The 18,194-nt window shown below is 72.5% G+C and carries 16 protein-coding genes and 1 pseudogene; 13 read left to right on the top strand and 4 right to left on the bottom strand.

Annotation, left to right across the window (positions count from 1 at the left end; genetic code table 11):
- Nucleotides 1-200 precede the first annotated feature (200 nt).
- The gene (locus tag ACN20J_RS08740; protein ID WP_190231683.1) at nt 201-1,136 is read right to left on the bottom strand and encodes an NAD(P)/FAD-dependent oxidoreductase; all 936 of its coding nucleotides are present in this window, start codon (nt 1,134-1,136) and stop codon (nt 201-203) included.
- 77 nt (nt 1,137-1,213) lie between these two features.
- On the opposite strand from ACN20J_RS08740, the gene ACN20J_RS08735 reads away from it, so the two are divergent.
- The 11 genes from ACN20J_RS08735 (at nt 1,214) to ACN20J_RS08685 (ending at nt 11,902) form a co-directional block, all read left to right on the top strand.
- A complete protein-coding gene (locus tag ACN20J_RS08735) occupies nt 1,214-1,879 on the top strand; it encodes a helix-turn-helix domain-containing protein (RefSeq protein ID WP_246575574.1) in 666 nt (221 codons plus the stop codon).
- 93 nt (nt 1,880-1,972) lie between these two features.
- Nucleotides 1,973-2,950: an NADPH:quinone oxidoreductase family protein gene (locus ACN20J_RS08730; RefSeq protein WP_190231682.1), complete on the top strand. Its 978-nt coding sequence runs from the start codon at nt 1,973-1,975 to the stop codon at nt 2,948-2,950.
- On the top strand, nt 2,947-4,149 hold the full coding sequence (locus tag ACN20J_RS08725) for an acyl-CoA dehydrogenase family protein (protein WP_190231681.1): 1,203 nt from the start codon (nt 2,947-2,949) through the stop codon (nt 4,147-4,149). Before ACN20J_RS08730 ends, ACN20J_RS08725 begins: the two co-directional genes overlap by 4 nt.
- Entirely contained in the window at nt 4,146-5,246 is a 1,101-nt protein-coding gene (locus ACN20J_RS08720; protein ID WP_419665655.1) for an acyl-CoA dehydrogenase family protein, read from the top strand. Before ACN20J_RS08725 ends, ACN20J_RS08720 begins: the two co-directional genes overlap by 4 nt.
- 148 nt (nt 5,247-5,394) lie before the next feature.
- The gene (locus ACN20J_RS08715; protein WP_419665654.1) at nt 5,395-6,978 is read left to right on the top strand and encodes an ABC transporter substrate-binding protein; all 1,584 of its coding nucleotides are present in this window, start codon (nt 5,395-5,397) and stop codon (nt 6,976-6,978) included.
- Between the two features lie 20 nt (nt 6,979-6,998).
- Nucleotides 6,999-7,964, top strand: coding sequence for an ABC transporter permease (locus tag ACN20J_RS08710; protein WP_189843918.1), 966 nt, complete (start codon nt 6,999-7,001; stop codon nt 7,962-7,964).
- The gene (locus ACN20J_RS08705) at nt 7,957-8,874 is read left to right on the top strand and encodes an ABC transporter permease (protein ID WP_361908596.1); all 918 of its coding nucleotides are present in this window, start codon (nt 7,957-7,959) and stop codon (nt 8,872-8,874) included. The genes ACN20J_RS08710 and ACN20J_RS08705 overlap by 8 nt, the downstream gene beginning before the upstream one ends.
- Nucleotides 8,875-8,933: 59 nt before the next feature.
- A complete protein-coding gene (locus ACN20J_RS08700; RefSeq protein ID WP_419668860.1) occupies nt 8,934-9,842 on the top strand; it encodes an ABC transporter ATP-binding protein in 909 nt (302 codons plus the stop codon).
- Between the two features lie 38 nt (nt 9,843-9,880).
- Nucleotides 9,881-10,531, top strand: a complete 651-nt coding sequence (locus tag ACN20J_RS08695) for an ABC transporter ATP-binding protein (protein ID WP_419665653.1) — start codon at nt 9,881-9,883, stop codon at nt 10,529-10,531.
- Nucleotides 10,532-10,665: 134 nt separating this feature from the next.
- Complete coding sequence (locus tag ACN20J_RS08690) at nt 10,666-11,526, top strand: phosphatidylinositol-specific phospholipase C/glycerophosphodiester phosphodiesterase family protein (protein WP_364184524.1); 861 nt, start codon at nt 10,666-10,668, stop codon at nt 11,524-11,526.
- Nucleotides 11,527-11,707: 181 nt separating this feature from the next.
- Nucleotides 11,708-11,902 (top strand): hypothetical protein, encoded by a 195-nt coding sequence (locus ACN20J_RS08685; protein WP_055611237.1) that lies wholly within the window; start codon nt 11,708-11,710, stop codon nt 11,900-11,902.
- Nucleotides 11,903-11,929: 27 nt separating this feature from the next.
- On the opposite strand, the gene ACN20J_RS08680 is transcribed toward ACN20J_RS08685, so the two are convergent.
- Together ACN20J_RS08680 and ACN20J_RS08675 are read right to left on the bottom strand one after the other, a co-directional pair.
- Nucleotides 11,930-13,174, bottom strand: a complete 1,245-nt coding sequence (locus ACN20J_RS08680) for a phosphodiester glycosidase family protein (protein ID WP_419665652.1) — start codon at nt 13,172-13,174, stop codon at nt 11,930-11,932.
- Between the two features lie 82 nt (nt 13,175-13,256).
- The gene (locus tag ACN20J_RS08675; protein ID WP_372505305.1) at nt 13,257-13,613 is read right to left on the bottom strand and encodes a DUF779 domain-containing protein; all 357 of its coding nucleotides are present in this window, start codon (nt 13,611-13,613) and stop codon (nt 13,257-13,259) included.
- 240 nt (nt 13,614-13,853) lie between these two features.
- Between ACN20J_RS08675 and ACN20J_RS08670 the strand changes: the two genes are divergently transcribed.
- The gene (locus ACN20J_RS08670) at nt 13,854-15,371 is read left to right on the top strand and encodes a glycoside hydrolase family 3 N-terminal domain-containing protein (protein ID WP_419665651.1); all 1,518 of its coding nucleotides are present in this window, start codon (nt 13,854-13,856) and stop codon (nt 15,369-15,371) included.
- 45 nt (nt 15,372-15,416) lie between these two features.
- Here ACN20J_RS08670 and ACN20J_RS08665 read toward each other — a convergent pair.
- A pseudogene (locus ACN20J_RS08665) lies at nt 15,417-16,737 on the bottom strand (glycoside hydrolase 5 family protein).
- 8 nt (nt 16,738-16,745) lie between these two features.
- Between ACN20J_RS08665 and ACN20J_RS08660 the strand changes: the two are divergent.
- Nucleotides 16,746-18,131, top strand: a complete 1,386-nt coding sequence (locus ACN20J_RS08660) for a BadF/BadG/BcrA/BcrD ATPase family protein (RefSeq protein WP_419665650.1) — start codon at nt 16,746-16,748, stop codon at nt 18,129-18,131.
- Nucleotides 18,132-18,194: the final 63 nt, after the last annotated feature.

Raw genomic sequence — 18,194 nt, 5'->3', positions numbered from 1 at the left:
GGGTCCGCGCCCAGCATCGGCTGCTTCTTCGGCCCGCGGGCCGGCACCGGCGGGTTCCTCGGCCTCCGCCCAGCCCGCGCCCGCCCAGCCCTCGTCTGCGTCTGCCTCGCGTCTGCGCCCGGCCCACGCCTTCGGCCGGCCACGCCGTCGGACGGCACTCGCGGCGCTCGGCCGGCCCGCGTCCGCGGATCTGCCCCGGTCTACGCCCCCACGGCCGCGTCGAGGTCCGTGAAGAGCAGTTCGCCGTTGATCGTGGCTCCTGCCCGGTAGCCGCCGCTCGCCGCGTTCACGACCTGCTCGCCGAATCCGATGGCGTTGCCCGCAGCCCAGACGCCGGGCACGCTGGTCAGACCCGTCGCGTCGACGACGGCGTACGTGCCGAACGGGGTCTCCTGCAGCTCGGCGCCCAGCCGCTCCAGGAGGCCGGTCCGCGGGACGGCCCGGGGCGCCACGAACAGGACCGAGCGCTCGTGAGTCGTGCCGTCCGCGAGCCGGATCCCGGTGAGCCGGTCGTCGTCGACGACCAGTCCGGCGACCTCACCGGGCACCACGTCGACACCCGCTGCGGCGAGCCTGCGCAGATCCTCGTCCGCGAGTTCGTCCTCGGCGACCGTGTGCAGGAAGAGGGTCACGTCCTTCGACCACTGGGAGACCATCAGCGCCTGGTGGACGCCCATCGGGGTCGTGGCGAGCACGCCGAAGGCCTGGTCCCGTACCTCCCAGCCGTGGCAGTAGGGGCAGTGCAGCACGTCCCGCCCGAAGCGCTCGGCGACCCCCGGAACCTTCGGCAGCTCGTCCGCGAGGCCGGTGGCGACGACCAGCCTGCGCCCGTGCACCGCGCGCCCGCCTTCGAGCGTCACGTCGAACTCCCCGGCCGCGTCCTTGGCCACGTCCACCGCCCGGTCCCGGACGAGTTCGACGCCGTAGCGCGCGATCTCCTCGCGTCCCACGGCGAGGAACTCCATCGGCGACATGCCGTCCCGCGACAGATAGCCCTGCATGTGGGCGGCGGGTGCGTTGCGCGGCTCGCCCATGTCGATCACGAGCACACTCCGCCGTGCGCGTCCCAGGACGAGCGCGGCGGACAGTCCGGCCGCGCCGCCTCCGACGACGACCACTTCGTACCTCTCGGTCATGGTGACCACCTCCACTGAGAAGGTCGCCCACCTCCTGCCGTATTGACAAACATCTTTGCCGAAACTGCAATGAGGAGATGAGCGAGCGCGACGAGCACAAGAAGCACGAGGGGACCGGCACGGACACCGGTACCGGCACCGGTGCAGACACCGATACCGACACCGACGGGGTCCTCGCGGAGGTCGGACCGCGGCTGCGCCGCATCCGCAAGGAGCGGGGCGCCACCCTCGCGGGTCTGTCCTCCGCCACCGGAATCTCCGTGAGCACGCTGTCCCGTCTGGAGTCCGGGCTGCGCAAACCCAGCCTGGAGCTTCTGCTGCCCATCGCCCGCGCCCACCAGGTGCCCCTCGACGAACTCGTCGGGGCTCCGGAGGTGGGCGACCCCCGCATCCGCGCGGCGAAGCCCATCGTCATGCACGGCCGTACGCACTGGCCGCTCACCCGCCAGCCCGGCGGTCTTCAGGCATACAAGGTGCTCGAACCGCGGCGGAAGCAGGAGCCGGACCCGCGGACGCACGAGGGTTATGAGTGGCTGTACGTGCTGTCCGGACGGCTGCGCCTGGTGCTCGGCGAGCACGACGTCGTACTCGGCCCGGGGGAGGCCGCCGAGTTCGACACGCGTGTGCCGCACTGGTTCGGGTCGACGGGGGAGGGGCCGGTGGAGTTCCTCAGCCTCTTCGGGCGGCAGGGGGAGCGGATGCATGTCCGGGCGCGCCCGAAGAAGCGTGGCGAAGACGACTGACAACGGCCTACGTGGAGTGTTCCCAGGGCGGCAAGCGACCGCTTAGTATGCAATCGACCCCGGTCAGACGAAGCAGTCCCGTGGAGGCACCGCATGCAGGCATGGCAAGTGCACGAGATCGGCGAGCCGAGCGAGGTGATGCGGCTTGAGGACGTGGAGCGGCCCACGCCCGGTGACGGCCAGGTCCTGCTCAAGGTGCGCGCCGCGAACATCAACTTCCCGGACGCCCTGATGTGCCGCGGGCAGTACCAGGTCAGGCCGCCCCTGCCGTTCACGCCGGGCGTGGAGATCTGCGGCGAGACCGAGGACGGGCGGCGCGTCATCGCCAACCCGGCGCTCCCGTACGGCGGCTTCGCCGAGTACGCCGTCGCGGACGCCGCGGCCATGCTGCCGGCCCCCGAGGCGCTGGACGACGCGGAGGCCGCCGCGCTGCACATCGGCTACCAGACGGGCTGGTTCGGACTGCACCGGCGGGCTCGTCTGGAGGCAGGGGAGACGCTGCTCGTCCACGCTGCCGCCGGAGGGGTCGGCAGCGCGGCCGTGCAGCTCGGGAAGGCCGCGGGCGCCAAGGTCATCGGCGTCGTGGGCGGTGCCGACAAGGCGGCCGTCGCCCGTGAGCTGGGCTGTGACGTCGTCGTGGACCGGCGTGCCGAGGACGTCGTCGCCGCCGTGAAGGAGGCCACCGGAGGCCGGGGCGCCGACGTGATCTACGACCCGGTCGGTGGCGACGCCTACACGCAGTCCACCAAGGTCGTGGCCTTCGAAGGCCGCATCGTGGTCGTGGGCTTCGCGAGCGGCAGCATCCCGAGCCCGGGCCTCAACCATGCGCTGGTGAAGAACTACTCGATCCTGGGCCTGCACTGGGGCCTCTACAACACCAAGGACCCGAAGCTGGTCCTGCGCTGCCACGAGGAACTGACCGAGCTGGCCGCCCGGGGCGGGATCAAGCCGCTCGTCAGCGAGCGCGTACCGCTGAGCGGGGCCGCCGCCGCGGTGCAGCGGGTCGCCGACGGCGTCACCACCGGCCGTGTCGCCGTGGTGCCCGCGCTTGAGGACGGAGCAGCCGGATGACCGCCGCCGCGAGCACGACACCCGACGCGGCCGAACTGCGCCGCCGCACACAGGAGTTGCTGGCCGCACACCCACCGGCCACCACCGACCGCCTCGACTTCCTCAAGGCGCGGTTCGACGCGGGTCTCGCCTGGGTGCACTACCCCGTGGGTCTCGGCGGACTCGGTGCGCCGCGTTCCCTCCAGGCCGTCGTGGACGCCGAGTTGGAGGCCGCGGGCGCGCCCGACAACGACCCGCGGCGCATCGGCATCGGCCTCGGCATGGCCGCGCCGACGATCCTCGGCTTCGGCACCGAGGAGCAGAAGAGCCGCTTCCTCAGGCCCCTTTGGGTCGGCGAGGAGGTCTGGTGCCAGCTGTTCAGCGAGCCGGGCGCGGGCTCCGACCTGGCGGCGCTGGGCACGCGAGCCGTCCGCGATGGCGACGACTGGGTGGTCAACGGGCAGAAGGTGTGGACGTCCAGCGCCCACCTCGCCCGCTGGGCCATCCTCATCGCCCGTACCGACCCGGACGCGCCCAAGCACCGCGGCATCACGTACTTCATCTGCGACATGACCGACCCCGGTGTCGAAGTGCGCCCGCTGCGCCAGATCACCGGTGAGGCCGAGTTCAACGAGGTGTTCCTCACCGACGTCCGCATCCCCGACGCGCACCGCCTCGGTGAGGTCGGCGACGGCTGGCGGGTCGCGCAGACCACGCTCATGAACGAGCGCGTCTCCATCGGCGGTATGCGCATCCCGCGCGAGGGCGGCATGATCGGCCCGGTCTCCAAGACCTGGCGCGAGCGCCCCGACCTGCGCACCCACGACCTGCACCAGCGGCTGCTCACGCTGTGGGTGGAGGCCGAGGTCGCGCGGCTCACCGGCGAGCGCCTGCGCCAGCAGCTCGTCGCGGGCCAGCCGGGCCCCGAGGGCTCCGGCATGAAGCTCGCGTTCGCCCGCCTCAACCAGGAGATCAGCGGCCTGGAGGTCGAACTCCTCGGTGAGGAGGGCCTGTTGTACGAGGACTGGACGATGCGCCGCCCCGAACTCGTCGACTTCACCGGCCGTGACGCCGGCTACCGCTACCTCCGCTCCAAGGGCAACAGCATCGAGGGCGGGACCAGCGAGGTCCTGCTGAACATCGTCGCCGAACGCGTGCTGGGCCTGCCCTCCGAGCCGCGCACCGACAAGGACGTCGCCTGGAAGGACCTCGCCCGATGAGCGCCCCCGATCTGCTGTACTCGGAAGAGGAAGAGGCGCTGCGCGCCGCCGTCCGCGACCTCCTCACGGACCACTGCGACGCACCGGGCGTCATCGCCCGCACGGAGTCGGACCGGCCGCACGACCCAGAGTTGTGGAAGGCCCTCTCGGACGGCATGGGTCTCGCGGGCCTCCTCGTCCCCGAGGCGCAGGGCGGCCAGGGTGCCACGCATCGCGAAGTCGCCGTGGTCGTGGAGGAGTTGGGCCGCGCGGTCGCCCCCGTCCCGTATCTGACGAGTGCCGTCGTCGCGACCGAGGCGCTGCTGGCATGCGGGTCCGACGAGGCCGCCGAACTGCTCACCGCCCTCGCGTCCGGCCGCACGATCGGCGCACTCGCGGTGGCGCTGTCCGCCGGGCCCGGGGCGCCCTACAAGTCCGTACGGCACGAAGGCGGCGTCCTGCATGGGGAGTTGACCGGCATCGCCGACGCCGTCGCCGCGGACGTGCTGCTCGTGCCGGCGGAGGACGGAGGTCTGTACGCCGTGGACGCCGGTGCCGACGGCGTCACGGTCACCCCGCAGGTCTCCCTCGACCTGACCCGGCCGGTCGCCACCGTCACCCTCGACGGGGCCCCGGCGCGCCTCCTCACCCCGGACGCCGTGCCGGCGGTACGGCGTGCCCTGCGCGCCGGAGCCGGGCTGCTCGTCTCCGAGCAACTCGGCCTCGCCGACTGGTGCTTGACGGAGACGGTCCGCTATCTCAAGGAGCGCAAGCAGTTCAACCGTCCGGTCGGCGGCTTCCAGGCGCTCAAGCACCGGCTCGCCCATCTGTGGCAGGAGGTCGTGGGCACGCGTGCCGCGGCCCGCAACGCGGCCGACGCGCTGGCCACCGGGAGCCCGGACGCCGATGTGGCGGTCGCCGTCGCCCAGGCCTACGCCGCGCCCGTCGCGGTGCACGCGGCCGAGGAGGCGGTCCAGCTGCACGGCGGGATCGGCATGACGTGGGAGCACCCGGCCCACCTCTACCTGAAGCGCGCCAAGGCCGACTCGATCGCGTACGGCACCGCGGGCGCCCACCGCGAGGCACTGGCCGGTCTGGTGGACCTCCAGGCCCCCTGATCTCGCGTTATTCACGCCCGCCTGTGGCACGAAGGCCCGCTCCGACCCCCCGGACAGGAGCGGGCCTTCGCTTTACCCACGTCCCTCATCATGCATAATTGCGAACTGTTCGCAATAACTGTTGATGTTCATTAGGGGTGGGGGCGGTATGAGGGCCCGATCGATACGAGGCATGGGCACCCTGGCGACGGCCGCCGCTCTGGCGACCGTCGCCTCCGCGTGTTCGGCGCCCGGTGAGGGGGCGAGCGGGGATGCGGCGACCTCGGCCGTCGTCGGTATCGCCTACGAACCGGAGACCCTCAGCCCGCTCCTTGGCTTCGGCAAGGACGGCAACTCCAAGATCTTCGACGGGCTGCTCACCCACGACGCCGACCTGAAACTCAAGCCCGCGCTCGCCGCCGCGCTGCCCGAGGTGAGCGACGACGGGCGCACGTACACCTACGCGCTGCGCGAGGGCGTGAAGTTCAGCGACGGCGAGCCGTTCACCGCGAAGGACGTCGTCTTCACCTACGAGACGATCCTCGACGAGAAGACCAACAATGCCTCCAAGGGCGAGCTCGACGCGATCGAGAGCGTCGAGGCGAAGGGCGACGACACGGTCGTCTTCCGGCTCAAGTACCCCTACGCGCCCTTCGCGGAGCGCACGGTCCTGCCCATCGCGCCCGAGCACATAGCCAGCGGCCAGGACGTCAACACGGGCTCGTTCGGGACCAAGCCCGTCGGTACCGGCCCCTACAAGCTGACCAAGTGGTCCAAGGGCGAGCAGCTCGTGCTGGAGGCCAACTCCGGTTACTGGGGCGGCACTCCGAAGATCGAGCGCTTCACCATGGCGATCATCAAGGACGACGACGTACGCGCCACCCGGCTGCGCTCCGGCGACCTCGACGGCGCGATCCTCCCGCCGAACCTCGCCAAGGCTTTCCGGGGCTCGGGCCAGAAGACGTACGCGGCCAAGAGCTTCGACTACCGCACGGTCACCCTGCCGACCGGCAACAAGGTCACCGGGAACACCGCCGTGCGTCGCGCCCTCGACGTCGCGGTCGACCGGCAGGCCATGGTCGACGGAATCCTCGAAGGCGCAGGCAAGGTGGCGTACGGACCCGTCCCGACGGACAGCGAGTGGTTCACCGAGGGCACCGAGCGGACGTACGACCCGAGGAAGGCGCGGAAGGTCCTCGACGCGGCCGGCTGGAAGCCGGGCGAGGACGGGATCCGCGTGAAGGACGGCGTCCGCGCGAGCTTCCCGCTCTGGTACGTCTCCGGCGACAAGCTCCGCCAGGACCACGCCCTCGCGTACGCCTCCGACGCCAAGAAGATCGGCGTCGAGGTCAAGGTCCAGGCAGGTACTTGGGAGGTCATCGAGCCGCGCATGCCCAAGGACGCGGTGCTCGCGGGCGGCGGCTCACCTGCCGACCCCGACTTCGACCAGTACCCGCTCCTCAGGTCGGACCTCGCGGGCGACGGCTTCAACAATATGGGCTGGTACGACAACGCCACCGTCGACCGCGCCCTGAAGGCCGGCCGCGAGAGCGGCGACCGGGCCCAGCGCAAGGCCGCCTACGACACCGTGCAGCGCGAGCTGGTGAAGAACCCCGGCTACACCTTCCTGACCCACATCGACCACCTCTATGTGGTCGACGACCGCTTCGGCGACCTGTCCACGCAGGTCGAACCGCACGACCACGGTCTTGCGGCCGGCCCCTGGTGGAACGTCGAGGACTGGCGGCCGTGAGCCGTCCGCCGTGGGGTCCCATGGCACGGCTGGCGGGACGGCGGGCCCTGTTCGCCGTCCCCGTCCTCGGGATCGTCACGTTCGGGGTCTTCGCGATCGCCGCGGCCTCGCCGTTCGACCCCGTGAAGGCGTACGCGGGCACTGCCGGACTCAGCGCCTCGCAGGACACCCTCGACCAATTGCGCGCCAACCTCGGCGCCGACGAGCCGCTCGTCACCCGGTGGTGGAACTGGCTGACGTCCGCCGTGCAGGGCGACCTAGGTGACTCCAGCGCCCTGCGGCAGCCGGTCGCCGACGTGATCGCCGAACGCGTCGGCTGGTCCGTACTGCTGGCCTCCGCCGCCTTTCTCGTCGCGGTCCTCCTGGGCGGCCTGCTCGGCGTCCTAGCCGCGCGTCGACCGGGCGGCTGGACCGACAGGGCCGTCACCTCGCTCGCGTACACCCTGGAGGCCGCGCCGCCGTTCTGGCTGGGCCTGCTCGTGATGTGGTTCTTCGCCCTGAAACTGGGTGTGCTGCCCGCGGGCGGCCTCACGGACACCGGCAGCACGGTCGTCACGGCCGACCAGGTCGTACGCCATCTCGTGCTGCCCGCAGGCGTGTTGGCCCTCTCGCAGCTGCCCTGGTTCGTGCTGTACGTCAGACAGGGGGTCGGCGACGCACTCCAGGAGGACCCCGTCCGGGGCGCCCGCGCACGTGGACTCGCCGAGCGCACCGTCCTGTTGGGGCACGCCCTGCGCTCCGGAATGCTGCCGGTGCTCACACTCATCGGCTCGCGCGTGCCCGAACTCATCACCGGCGCACTGCTGGTGGAGACCGTCTTCAGCTGGCCGGGCATCGCCGCGGCGACCGTCGAGGCCGCCACCGCCGTCGACTTCCCGCTGCTGGCCGCGCTGACCGTGCTCGCCACGATCGCCGTGCTGGTGGGAAACCTCCTCGCGGACCTGCTGTACGGGCTCGCGGACCCGAGGGTGGGCTTCGATGGCTGAGACGACCAGGACGACCGGCGCTGTGGGGGTGTCCGAGGCCGGTGCGACGGTTGAGGTGTGGCGTACGCGTGCGGTCGTACGGCGTTCCACGCGCGTGTGGCGGGTGCGCGGATCGGCGGCCGTCGTGGCCGTGATGGTGCTGGCCGTGCTGCTCGTGCCGCCCCTCGTCCAGCTCGACCAGCAGGCCGTGGACCTGGCTGCCAAGCTCCAACCGCCGTCCCTGGCCCACCCGTTCGGGACCGACGACGTGGGCCGGGACCTGCTGCTGCGCTGTGTCTACGGGCTGCGGGTCTCGCTGCTGGTCGGCGTGGTGGCGGCCGTGGTGTCCACCGTGGTCGGTACGGCCGTCGGTGCGGTCGCGGGCGCGTTCGGGGGATGGGTCGACCGGCTGGTGATGCGGCTGGTGGACGTGTTCGCGTCCGTGCCGCACCTGCTCCTCGGCATCTTCATCGTCGCCATGTTCCGGCCCGGGGTGTGGCCGGTCGTCGTCTCGGTGGCGCTCACCCACTGGCTGTCGACGGCCCGGATCGTCCGCGCGGAGATCCTCTCGCTGCGCTCCCGGCCGTACGTCGACGCCGCGATCTCGGGCGGCGCCTCGCGCTACCGGGTGGCGGTACGGCACCTGTTGCCCGGTGTACTGCCCCAGGCCGGACTCGCCGCCGTGTTGATGGTGCCGCACGCCGTCTGGCACGAATCCGCCCTGTCCTTCCTCGGGTTGGGGCTGCCCACCCATCAGGCCAGCCTCGGCACGCTGGTGCAGAGCGCACGCGGCTCGCTGCTCGCGGGGGACTGGTGGCCCACCCTCTTCCCGGGGCTGTGCGCCGTCGCCGCCACCCTGGCCATCGCGGGGCTCGCGGGCGCCTGGCGCGAACGGCTCAACCCGCGAAGCCGATCGGAGCTGATGCTGTGACACCGGAAGCCGATGGCGCGAACGTCCTGTCGGTACGGGGGCTCTCCGTGCGTTTCCGGATGCGCGACCGGGCGTACGTACGGGCCGTCACGGACGTCTCCTTCGACCTCGCGGCGGGGGAGTGCCTGGCCCTCGTCGGCGAGAGCGGCTGCGGCAAGTCGGTGCTCGCCTCCGCACTGCTGGGCCTGCTGCCGGGCAACGCCTCGGTGGCGGGTTCGGCGCTGCTCGGCGGCGAAGGGCTCGATCTGCTGGCCGCCGACGAGCGTGTGCTCGCCCGAGAGGTCCGCGGGCGGCGCGTCGGACTCGTACCGCAGAGTCCCGCGGCGCACCTCACGCCGGTGCGGACCGTACGATCCCAACTCGCCGAGGCTGTAAGGGAGTTGACGGGGGCGTCCAGGGAAGGCGCGATAGCCGCCGCGGAGCGGGCCGCCTTCCCCCTCGACCATCTCGACTGCTACCCACACGAGTTGTCCGGCGGCCTCGCCCAACGGGCCGCCACCGCTCTCGCCCTCGTCGGGGACGCGCCCCTGCTGCTCGCCGACGAGCCGACCACCGGGCTGGACCGCGACCTCGTCGAACGTACCGTCGACGAACTCCGCCGTCACACCGGGGACCATCGCGCCCTGATGCTGATCACCCACGACCTGGCGGCGGCCGAGCGGATCGCCGACCGGGTCGCCGTGATGTACGCGGGGCGGGTGGTGGAGATCGCCGACGCGTCCGCGTTCTTCGGCGCGCCCGGGCCGAGGCATCCGTACGCCCGCGGTCTGCTGAACGCCCTCCCCGAGCGGGAGTTCACCCCGATCCCAGGCATGCCGCCGGAACTTGGCGCACTCCCGGAGGGGTGCGCCTTCGCGGCGAGGTGCGGACGGGCGAGCGAGGCGTGCCGGGTGCTGCCGGAGTTCGTGGCGGGCGTGGCCTGCCACCACGTGGGTCACCTGGATGAGGCGGAGGTGGCACGTGTGTGACCAGGAAACGCGCATGCGTTGTCGGGAGGTGGCGGCGCGTGCTTGAGCTGCGGTCCGTCACGGCCGGGTACGACCGGCGTGCCCCCGTCGTCCGCGAGGTCTCGCTGACCGTGAGTGCCGGGGAGGCCGTGGGGCTCCAGGGGCCCAGCGGCTGCGGCAAGTCCACGCTGGCCCGGGTCGCCGCGCTGCTGCACCGGCCCGACTCCGGCGAGGTCGTCATCGACGGCGAGCCGGCCCGCGGCTGGCGTCATCGTGCGCCGCGTGCCCAGCGCACCGCCTTCGGGGTCGTCTTCCAGCAGCCACGCCTGTCGGCGGACCCACGGCTGCGGCTCGCGGACCTGATCGCCGAGCCGCTCCGGGACACCGGGCAAACGGTGGACGGCGTACGGGAGTTGGCCGAAACAGTGGGGCTCGGAGCGGACCTGCTGGCCCGCAGGCCGCACGAGGTCAGCGACGGCCAGCTGCAGCGGGCCTGTCTCGCGCGGGCGCTCGCCCTGCGGCCTCGCTGGCTCGTCTGCGACGAGATGACGGCGATGCTCGACGCCTCGACCACGGCCGCGCTGGTCGGCGTCGTGGAGACCTACCGGCGGGAGAGCGGGGCCGGACTGCTGGCCGTCGGGCACGACCGGGTGCTGCTGGAGCGGTGGTGCGACCGGACGGTCGGGTGGGCCGAGTTGACCTCGGTGTGAACGTCCGCCGGAGGTGGTCGGTCGAAGTGAACGCACAGCGGCAGTCCGGCCAACTCCCCGCACGGCCCTGCTCCTTGACGCCTGCGAGGGCCGATACTCGCTGAGGCCCATACGGCACTCTCAGGGAGGCAGACATGGCCCTCACCACCCGTCGCAGAGCCCTCACCACCCTCGCCGCCGCGGTGGCGGGCAGCGTCGCCGTGCCCGCGTACGCGCAGGCGACCGAGGGCGGGCACCGGCCGCGCCCGCTGTGGCGCGCCCACGCGCACAACGACTACCTCCACACCCGTCCCCTCCTCGACGCGCTCGACCACCGCTTCGGGAGCGTCGAGTCGGACATCTTCCTCGTGGGGAAGCAACTGCTGGTCGCCCACGACCCGGTCGAACTCGACCCGACCCGGACGCTGGAATCCCTCTACCTCGCCCCCCTCGCCGCCCGCGTGAAGGCCAACCGCGGCTCGGTGTACCGGGGGCAGCGCAAGCCGCTCCAACTGCTCATCGACATCAAGACCGAGGGCGCGTCCACGTACCTGGAGCTCGACCGCCAACTGCGGCGCTACCGGCACCTGTTCACGACGTACGCCCACGGGCGGGTCTTCCCCGGCGCGGTGACCGCCGTGATCTCCGGCGACCGCGCGGCCCGCGTCCCGATGGAGGCCCAGACCGTACGGCGGGCCTTCTACGACGGCCGCCTCCTCGACCTGCTGGCCCCTACCCCGGCCCCCGCCTCGTTCATCCCGCTGATCAGCGACAACTGGACGCTCAACTTCACCTGGCAGGGCGTCGGCACGTTCCCGGAGGTGGAGCGTCAGAAGCTGCGCGGCATCATCGCGGCGGCGCACTCGCGAAGGCAGAAGGTCCGCTTCTGGGCCACCCCGGATCTGGCGGGCCCCGCCCGTGACGCGGTCTGGAGTGAACTCCTCGCCGCCGACGCCGACTACTTCAACACCGACGACCTCGCGGGCCTCGAAGCGTTCCTGGACGCCCACAAGTAGGTCCACAAGCAGGTCCACGAGCGGGCGTAGCCCAGCGATCGCCGACCGACGGGCCCAGCCCAGCGCTTTCACACGCAGTCAACACACGTTCGGCGGACACGTCAGCAGCCCGGACGAACCCCCCGCTACGCCACACTTGCGGCCGAAAGCCGCGGTGTGGACGTGGCGGAGGAGGTTGACGATGGCCATTTCCATCTCTGTGGTCCTGTTGCTCTTGATCCTTGCGGTGGTCTTCCTCCGCAACGGCGCGCTGAAGCTCTCGCACGCCGTGGTCTGTGTGCTGCTCGGCTTCTATCTCGCGAGCACGAGCATGGCGCCGACCATCCACAACGGGCTCACGGCGACCGCCGACGTCGTCAGCAGCCTCAGGCCGTGAGCCCGCCGCGGGGGTGGGGCGCGCGGATCACGACCGCGAGAACACGCCGATCCCGTTGGGCACCGGCCTCTCCGCCCCGCCACTGGGATGGTTGCGCACGGTCGCCGTCGTCGAGCCCGGCTCCCGGGCGGCCAGCGTGGTCGAGCCGCCGCCGTCGAGGCTGAAGGCGTCCACGGAACCCAACTCCCGCATGGTGTCGGCGACTTCCGCGATGGTGAGTCCCGTGCGGAACTCGGGTGCCCCGTCCAGCGCGAGCAGCAGGAGCCGGCTGCCGCCGTCCGAGATGCCCGCGGCGGTCCGTACCGCCGCGGTCGTGGTGTCCAGACCCGCGAGCGGTTGACCGCCCCTCAGGACCGGATAGCCGCCGATCACGAACCGGTACGGGATCCTCGACGAGGCCGCCACCAGCCGGTGCCGCACCGTGACCCGCTCGCCGAGGGACAGCTTCCGCAGCTGCTGGGCGCCCGCCTCCCGGCCGACCAGGACAGTGGTGCCGGAAGCGATGGGTCCGTTGCCGGGTGTGTCGGCCGATGACACGACCAGGCCGTCCTGCACGGTCACCTCATGGGTGTCCGTACTGCAGGGCGCGGCCCGGTCGGTGTCCGTCCCGCAGGTGGCCCGCACGCGGGAGGGGCTGCCCCAGTCCGAGGTGAACGCGCCGACGGAGCCGACCGGCAGCGCGTACTGGTTGAGTCCGCCGAGCGGCAGCCGTGCCTCGGGGGTGGTGACCGAACCGTCGAGGGCGAGGCTGTCGAGGCGGGCCCGATGGTCCGTGCCGACGCCGAGTACGTCCCGGGTGCTCGTGCCGGGCGGCAGGGCGGGGCCGAAGCGCTGGCCGTCCGGAACCGCCGCCTTGAGCGTGCGCCCGCCCGCGATCGCGGGACCGACGGACGCACCGGTCGCCTCCACCCCCGGATGCTGGGTCTCGGTGATGTTGAAGAAGTCGCCGTTGACGCCCGCCACCGCGCCCTGGGCGTCGGCCAGCCGTGACACGGGGGCCCGCGCCGCCACCGCGCCGGGGTGGAGCAGGTCGACACTCACCCGGGGATTGCGGAGATCGACGCTGAGGACATGTGCGTGCGCCACACCCTTGGCGGCCGGAATGTCGAACTCGGTGTAGCGCACGCCGGGTGCGAGCCGGTGGAAACCCGGTGGGCCGCCGTCCGGCGCGCCACTGGCCGGTGCCGCCCCCGCGAGGGCGGCACCGGCCAGTGCGCTCCATGCCGTTACAACCGTCAGTGCGGTTCTGAGTCGTCCGGTGCGTCGTCTCACGCTGCCCCTGCTCTCTCCGCTGTCTCCTCAAATGGCCCAGGACACAAGGGAGTTCACCACAGAGCAGGTGGCCTGACGACGACTACGTGCCGACGAGACGCGAACGGGTCAGGAAACGCACCCCTTCGGGTGCCTCCAGCGAGAAACCGCTGCCCCTCCCCTCCACCACGTCGACGATCAGCCGGGTGTGACTCCACACCTCGTACTGGCTCCGCGACATCCAGAACGTCACCGGCTCGTCCACGCCCTCGACGGCCAGCGAGGCGAGGAGTACATCGGAGTCGCCCGTCCGGAACTCGCCCTCCGGGTAGCACATGGGCGCGCTGCCGTCGCAGCAGCCGCCGGACTGATGGAACATCAGCGGACCGTGGGTGGCCCGCAGTCGGCGCAGCAGCTCGGCGGCGGCGGGCGTCAGCTCCACGCGCGGGGCGGATGGGATCACCGTGCATCACTCCTCATCGCTTCGAGGCGTACCGGACCAGGTCCTGACCGCTGCCGCGGACCCTACCGAGCCCCACGGACCGGCGTCAGGCCCGCGTAAGGAGATCGTTCCGGGCCGCTGCCCTCCGTGGTGCGGCGCATGCGTTGCGTCAAGGGGGCTGGTTGATTGATTCACCTTGGGGTTATGTTTTGGTGGTTCGCATCATCCGATCCGTCATCCGACCGGAGGACAGTCGACGTGATCCATCCCCTGCCCGCCGCGTTCGACGGTCCGGGTCTGCCCGTCGACCTGGACGAGGCCGCCCACCGCTGCCTCGTCGCCGGGTTCGACGGGACCGCGAGCGTCCCCGCCACCCTGAAACGGCTCGTCGACCGGGGGCTCGGCGGGGTCATCCTGTTCACCCGCAACGTGCGCGACGCCGAGCAGGTGCGCCGGCTCACCGACGAGCTGCGTGCCATACGCCCCGACCTGATCGTCGGCATCGACAACGAGGGCGGCGGCATCGGCCACCTGGTGGGCGCGGGCGCACCCGACGTCCCCGGCAACTTCGCGCTCGGCGTCGTCGACGACACGGATCTGACCGCCCGCTGCGCCGACGCGCTCGCCGGACACCTCGCCGCCCTCGGCATCACCGCCTCGTACGCGCCGGTCGCCGACCTCCAGCACCACCCGGACAACCCGATCGTGCGCACCCGCTCCTTCGGCGCCGACCCCGAGCTCGTCGGCCGCCACCTGCGGGCGTGGATCACCGCCACCGAGGCCCGCGGTGTCGCCTCCTGCGCCAAGCACTTCCCCGGCCACGGCGGCACCGAGACCGACAGCCACCACGACACCGCCGTCGACCCGCGGCCGTACGACGAACTGCTCCCCGACCTCGAAGCGTTCCGCGCGGCCGTCGCCGCGGGCGTTCCGATGCTGATGAGCGCCCATGTCGTGTTCCCGGCGCTCGACCCGAACCGCCCGGCCACGCTGAGCCGCCGCATCCTGCGCGATCTGCTCCGCGACGAGATCGGCTTCGACGGGGTGCTGGTCAGCGACGCGCTGGAGATGAAGGCGATCGCCGACCGTTACGGAGAGGCCGCCGGGGCCCGGATCGCCCTCGCCGCGGGAGCCGACCAGGTCATCGTCGCCGTACCGGACCTGGAGACCACGCTGGCCTGCCGAGACGCGGTCCTGGGCGCGCTGCGTACCGGAGCGCTGCCCGACGAGCGCGTCTGGGAGGCCGCCGGGCGGGTCCGCCGCCTCGCCGAGCGGTACGCGACACCGGCCGCCCCGGGCACGGTCGCCGCATGGGACTCCGGCGCCGGAGCGGAGGCCGCCCGCCGGGCTGTACGCAGCGGGCCCGCCAGGCCCCCGGTGTCCGGCGCCCATGTCGTCGACCTGTTCCCGCCGCCGCATCCCGCGCTCAACTGGGGCGGCGAGGACCTGCTGACCGAGCTGCGCGCCGTCGACCCCACAGCCTCGGGAACCGCGGTCACCGGGGAGCCGGCCGACCCGGCGGCCCTCGTCACCGGAATCCTGCGATGGGCCGAGGGCTCCCCGCTGATCGTCGCCACGAACGACGCCGGGCTGCACCCCTGGCAGGCCCGCCTCCGCGACTCCCTGCTGGCCCGGCGACCGGACGCCGTACGGGTCTCCACCGGGCTCCCCGAGGACGGGGACGACCTGTGCTCGTACGGACGGGGCCGGGCCAACCTGCGGGCGCTGGCGGAGGCGCTGGTGGAGGCTGCGGCGGTGGCTCCGGCGGGCGAGTAGCCGCTCGTCGGCAGGCTCCGCCGTCGGCCTCGGTGCCCGGCTCGGTCACGGATTCCGTACGAGATCCGTGATGCCGCGGGCCGCGAGGTGGTCGGCATCGTCCGCGCGTGAGGCCAGGACCACGGTCGGGCGGACGCCCTGGCTGCGCAGCCACATCCACGCCTCGAAGTACGCGCCGCCCGGACCGGACACCGACCTGGTGGCGGGCGTGCAGTCCAGGACCAGGGCCAGGTCGCGCGGCTGTGCGGGGCGGGGCTTGGCCCGTACCTCGGCGACGGCGTCGGCGATTGCGGTGGCGATCGGCTTGGGGCGACCGGAGGAGTCGAAGAGGCCCAGGGTGTACTCCAGCTCCGGGTAGTCGGCCAGGGAGCGGTCCACGTCGTGGGAGCACCACCAGGTCACGCCCCACAGCCCCGAGCACTCGGAGGCGTTCAGCACGGTGGCGCGCGCGAACTCGGGTGCGTCGGCCGCCGGGATGTGCGGCTCGGGCGCACCGGTCTCCTGCGCCCAGACCGGCCGCGTCACGTCCTCGGCGTAGGCCTTGGCGAGTTCCACGCCGTACTCGGCGAGGTGCAGGACCTGCGGCGAGAGGGGGCCGTAACGGCGTGCGCAGTCGCCCGAGAACACCCAAGGGTGGACGGTGGTCAGGTCGCCCTTGCGGGCCGAGGCCTCCGGTGTGAACGGGTGGTCGTCGCCGTACCAGGCCGCGTCGTACGCGGAGTGCGTGACGAGACGGCCCGGCGGGGCGGCGGCCAGACCGTCCCTGGCGGCGGCGAGGAGTGTGTCGAGGTAGTGGTCGACCTCCGCGATGGTCACCGGGTTGTGCTCGACCAGGTTGTTGAGCTCGTTGCCGAGCTGGAGGCCGATGAGGTTGGGCCGGTCGGCGAGCGCGCGCCCGAGGACGCGCAGCAGCTCCGCCTGGGCCTCGATGGCCTCGGGGTCCGTGAACACGTTGCGGTGGTGCCAGCTGCGGGTCCACTCCGGATAGAAGTCGAAGCTCGACAGATGGCCCTGCACTCCGTCCACGAGGACGTCGAGACCGGCCTCGGCCGCCAGATCCACGAGCTGCACCAGCTGGTCGACGGCCGCGCCGCGGATCAGCGTGCGGTTGGGCTGCAGGAGCGGCCAGAGGTGGAAGACGCGGATGTGGTCCAGGCCGAGCCCGGCTATCTGGGCCAGGTCCTCACGGGCGTGGGCGGGATCGAAGTCGTGCCAGGAGTGGAACCAGCCGCGGCGGGGCGTGTAGTTCACACCGAAGCGGGGCGCGGGCGTGCCGGATACGGGGGGAGTGCTGATGGGGTCCTCCTCGGAAACCTGTGCCGACGCGCGGCCGGGGCTTGTTCTGGGCGAATGTATCAACCACCATGGTCGCCAATGAACAATGATTTGAACCAGGATTCGGATCTGGTGCGGAAGCGGGTGCGGGATCAGGCGCGGGATCTCGTGCGGGACCGGGATCTCGTGGTGGGCCTGGACGCCGGCGGTACCCGAACCCGCGCTGTTCTGGCGTCCGCCGTGGACGGCCGCGTGCTCGGTCAGGGCGTCGCCGGACCCGGCAACGCCCTGACCGTCCCGGTGCCGCTGCTCACCGACCACCTGGCCGAGGCCGTCGCGCGGGCGGTTCCGGAGGCGGACCGTGCCCGGGTCGGCGCCGTGGCCGGCGGCTTCGCGGGCGCGGCGGAGACCTCCCCGGACGAGCCCGGCCGCCTCAACGCCCTGGCCGCGCTCACCGCAGCGCTGCGACGCCTGGGCATCGCGGCGGATTCGGTCGGCGTCAGCAGCGACATCGAGGCGGCCTTCGCCTCCGCACCCGGCGCCCCCGCCGACGGCCTTGCCCTGGTGGCGGGCACCGGCGCGGTCGCGATGCGCATCAGGGACCGCCGTTGCGCGGTGACCGTCGGCGGTGACGGCTGGCTGCTCGGGGACGACGGCGGCGGCTTCTGGATCGGCCGCAGCGCGGTACGGGCGGCGCTGCGCATGGCGGACGGACGGGGCGGCCCGACGACGCTGGCCGATGCGGTCGGGCGGGCGTTGGGGGTGCCGAGTGGGGCGCTGCCGTACGCCGAGGAGCGGCCGTATGGAGGCCCGGTGAACCTGGGTGACCTGGGTAGTGAGGGTGGCCTGGGCGGTGTCGGAGGCCGGGATGGTGTGGGGAGCCCGAGTGGTTCCGGAGGCCGGGATGGTGGGGGAAGTCCGAGTGATGCGGGTGGCCCGAATGGTGTGGGCAGCCGCGATGGTGTGGAGAGCCCGCGTAGTGGGGGCGACGGTCCGAACCCCGCGGTCGGCCCGGTGAGCGCTGATGCCTCTGCCTCTGCCTCCGCCTCCGTCAGCGCCTCCGGCGCATCCGGGCCCGCCCGCGGGCGCCTCCCCGCGGAGCCGGAGTGGTCGCCCGACCTGCGCGCGGCCTACCGCATGCATCTGCTGCCCGCAGTCATGGCCGAGCCTCCGATCCACCTCGCCCGGCTCGCCCCGCTGGTCGCCGAGGCGGCCCGGCACGAGGACGCCGTCGCGCGGGCGATCCTCGACGAGGCGGCGGACCACCTGCTGGAACCGGTCCGCGCGCTGGCACCCCACCAGGGCGAGCGGATCGTCGCCACCGGCGGGCTGCTCGGCCCCGAAGGACCCCTGACAGCCCTTCTTAGCGAGCGCCTCAAGGCGTTCGGCCTGACGCTGGACTGGGTCGCGGACGGCTGCCGCGGCGCCGTGGCCCTGGCCCGGCTCGGACACGGCGGCCCGCCACCCACGTCCCGGACCACCTGACCTCGGCCTCTCGGAACCCGAACCACCTGAACCCGGGCCGCCTGAACCCGAGTGACCTCAACC

Source organism: Streptomyces sp. 2-1 (assembly GCF_048564895.1).
In the GTDB taxonomy this organism is placed as follows: domain Bacteria; phylum Actinomycetota; class Actinomycetes; order Streptomycetales; family Streptomycetaceae; genus Streptomyces; species Streptomyces phaeochromogenes.
Note: the sequence above shows the minus strand (reverse complement) of the source record. Positions and strands in the feature narration are given on the sequence as shown.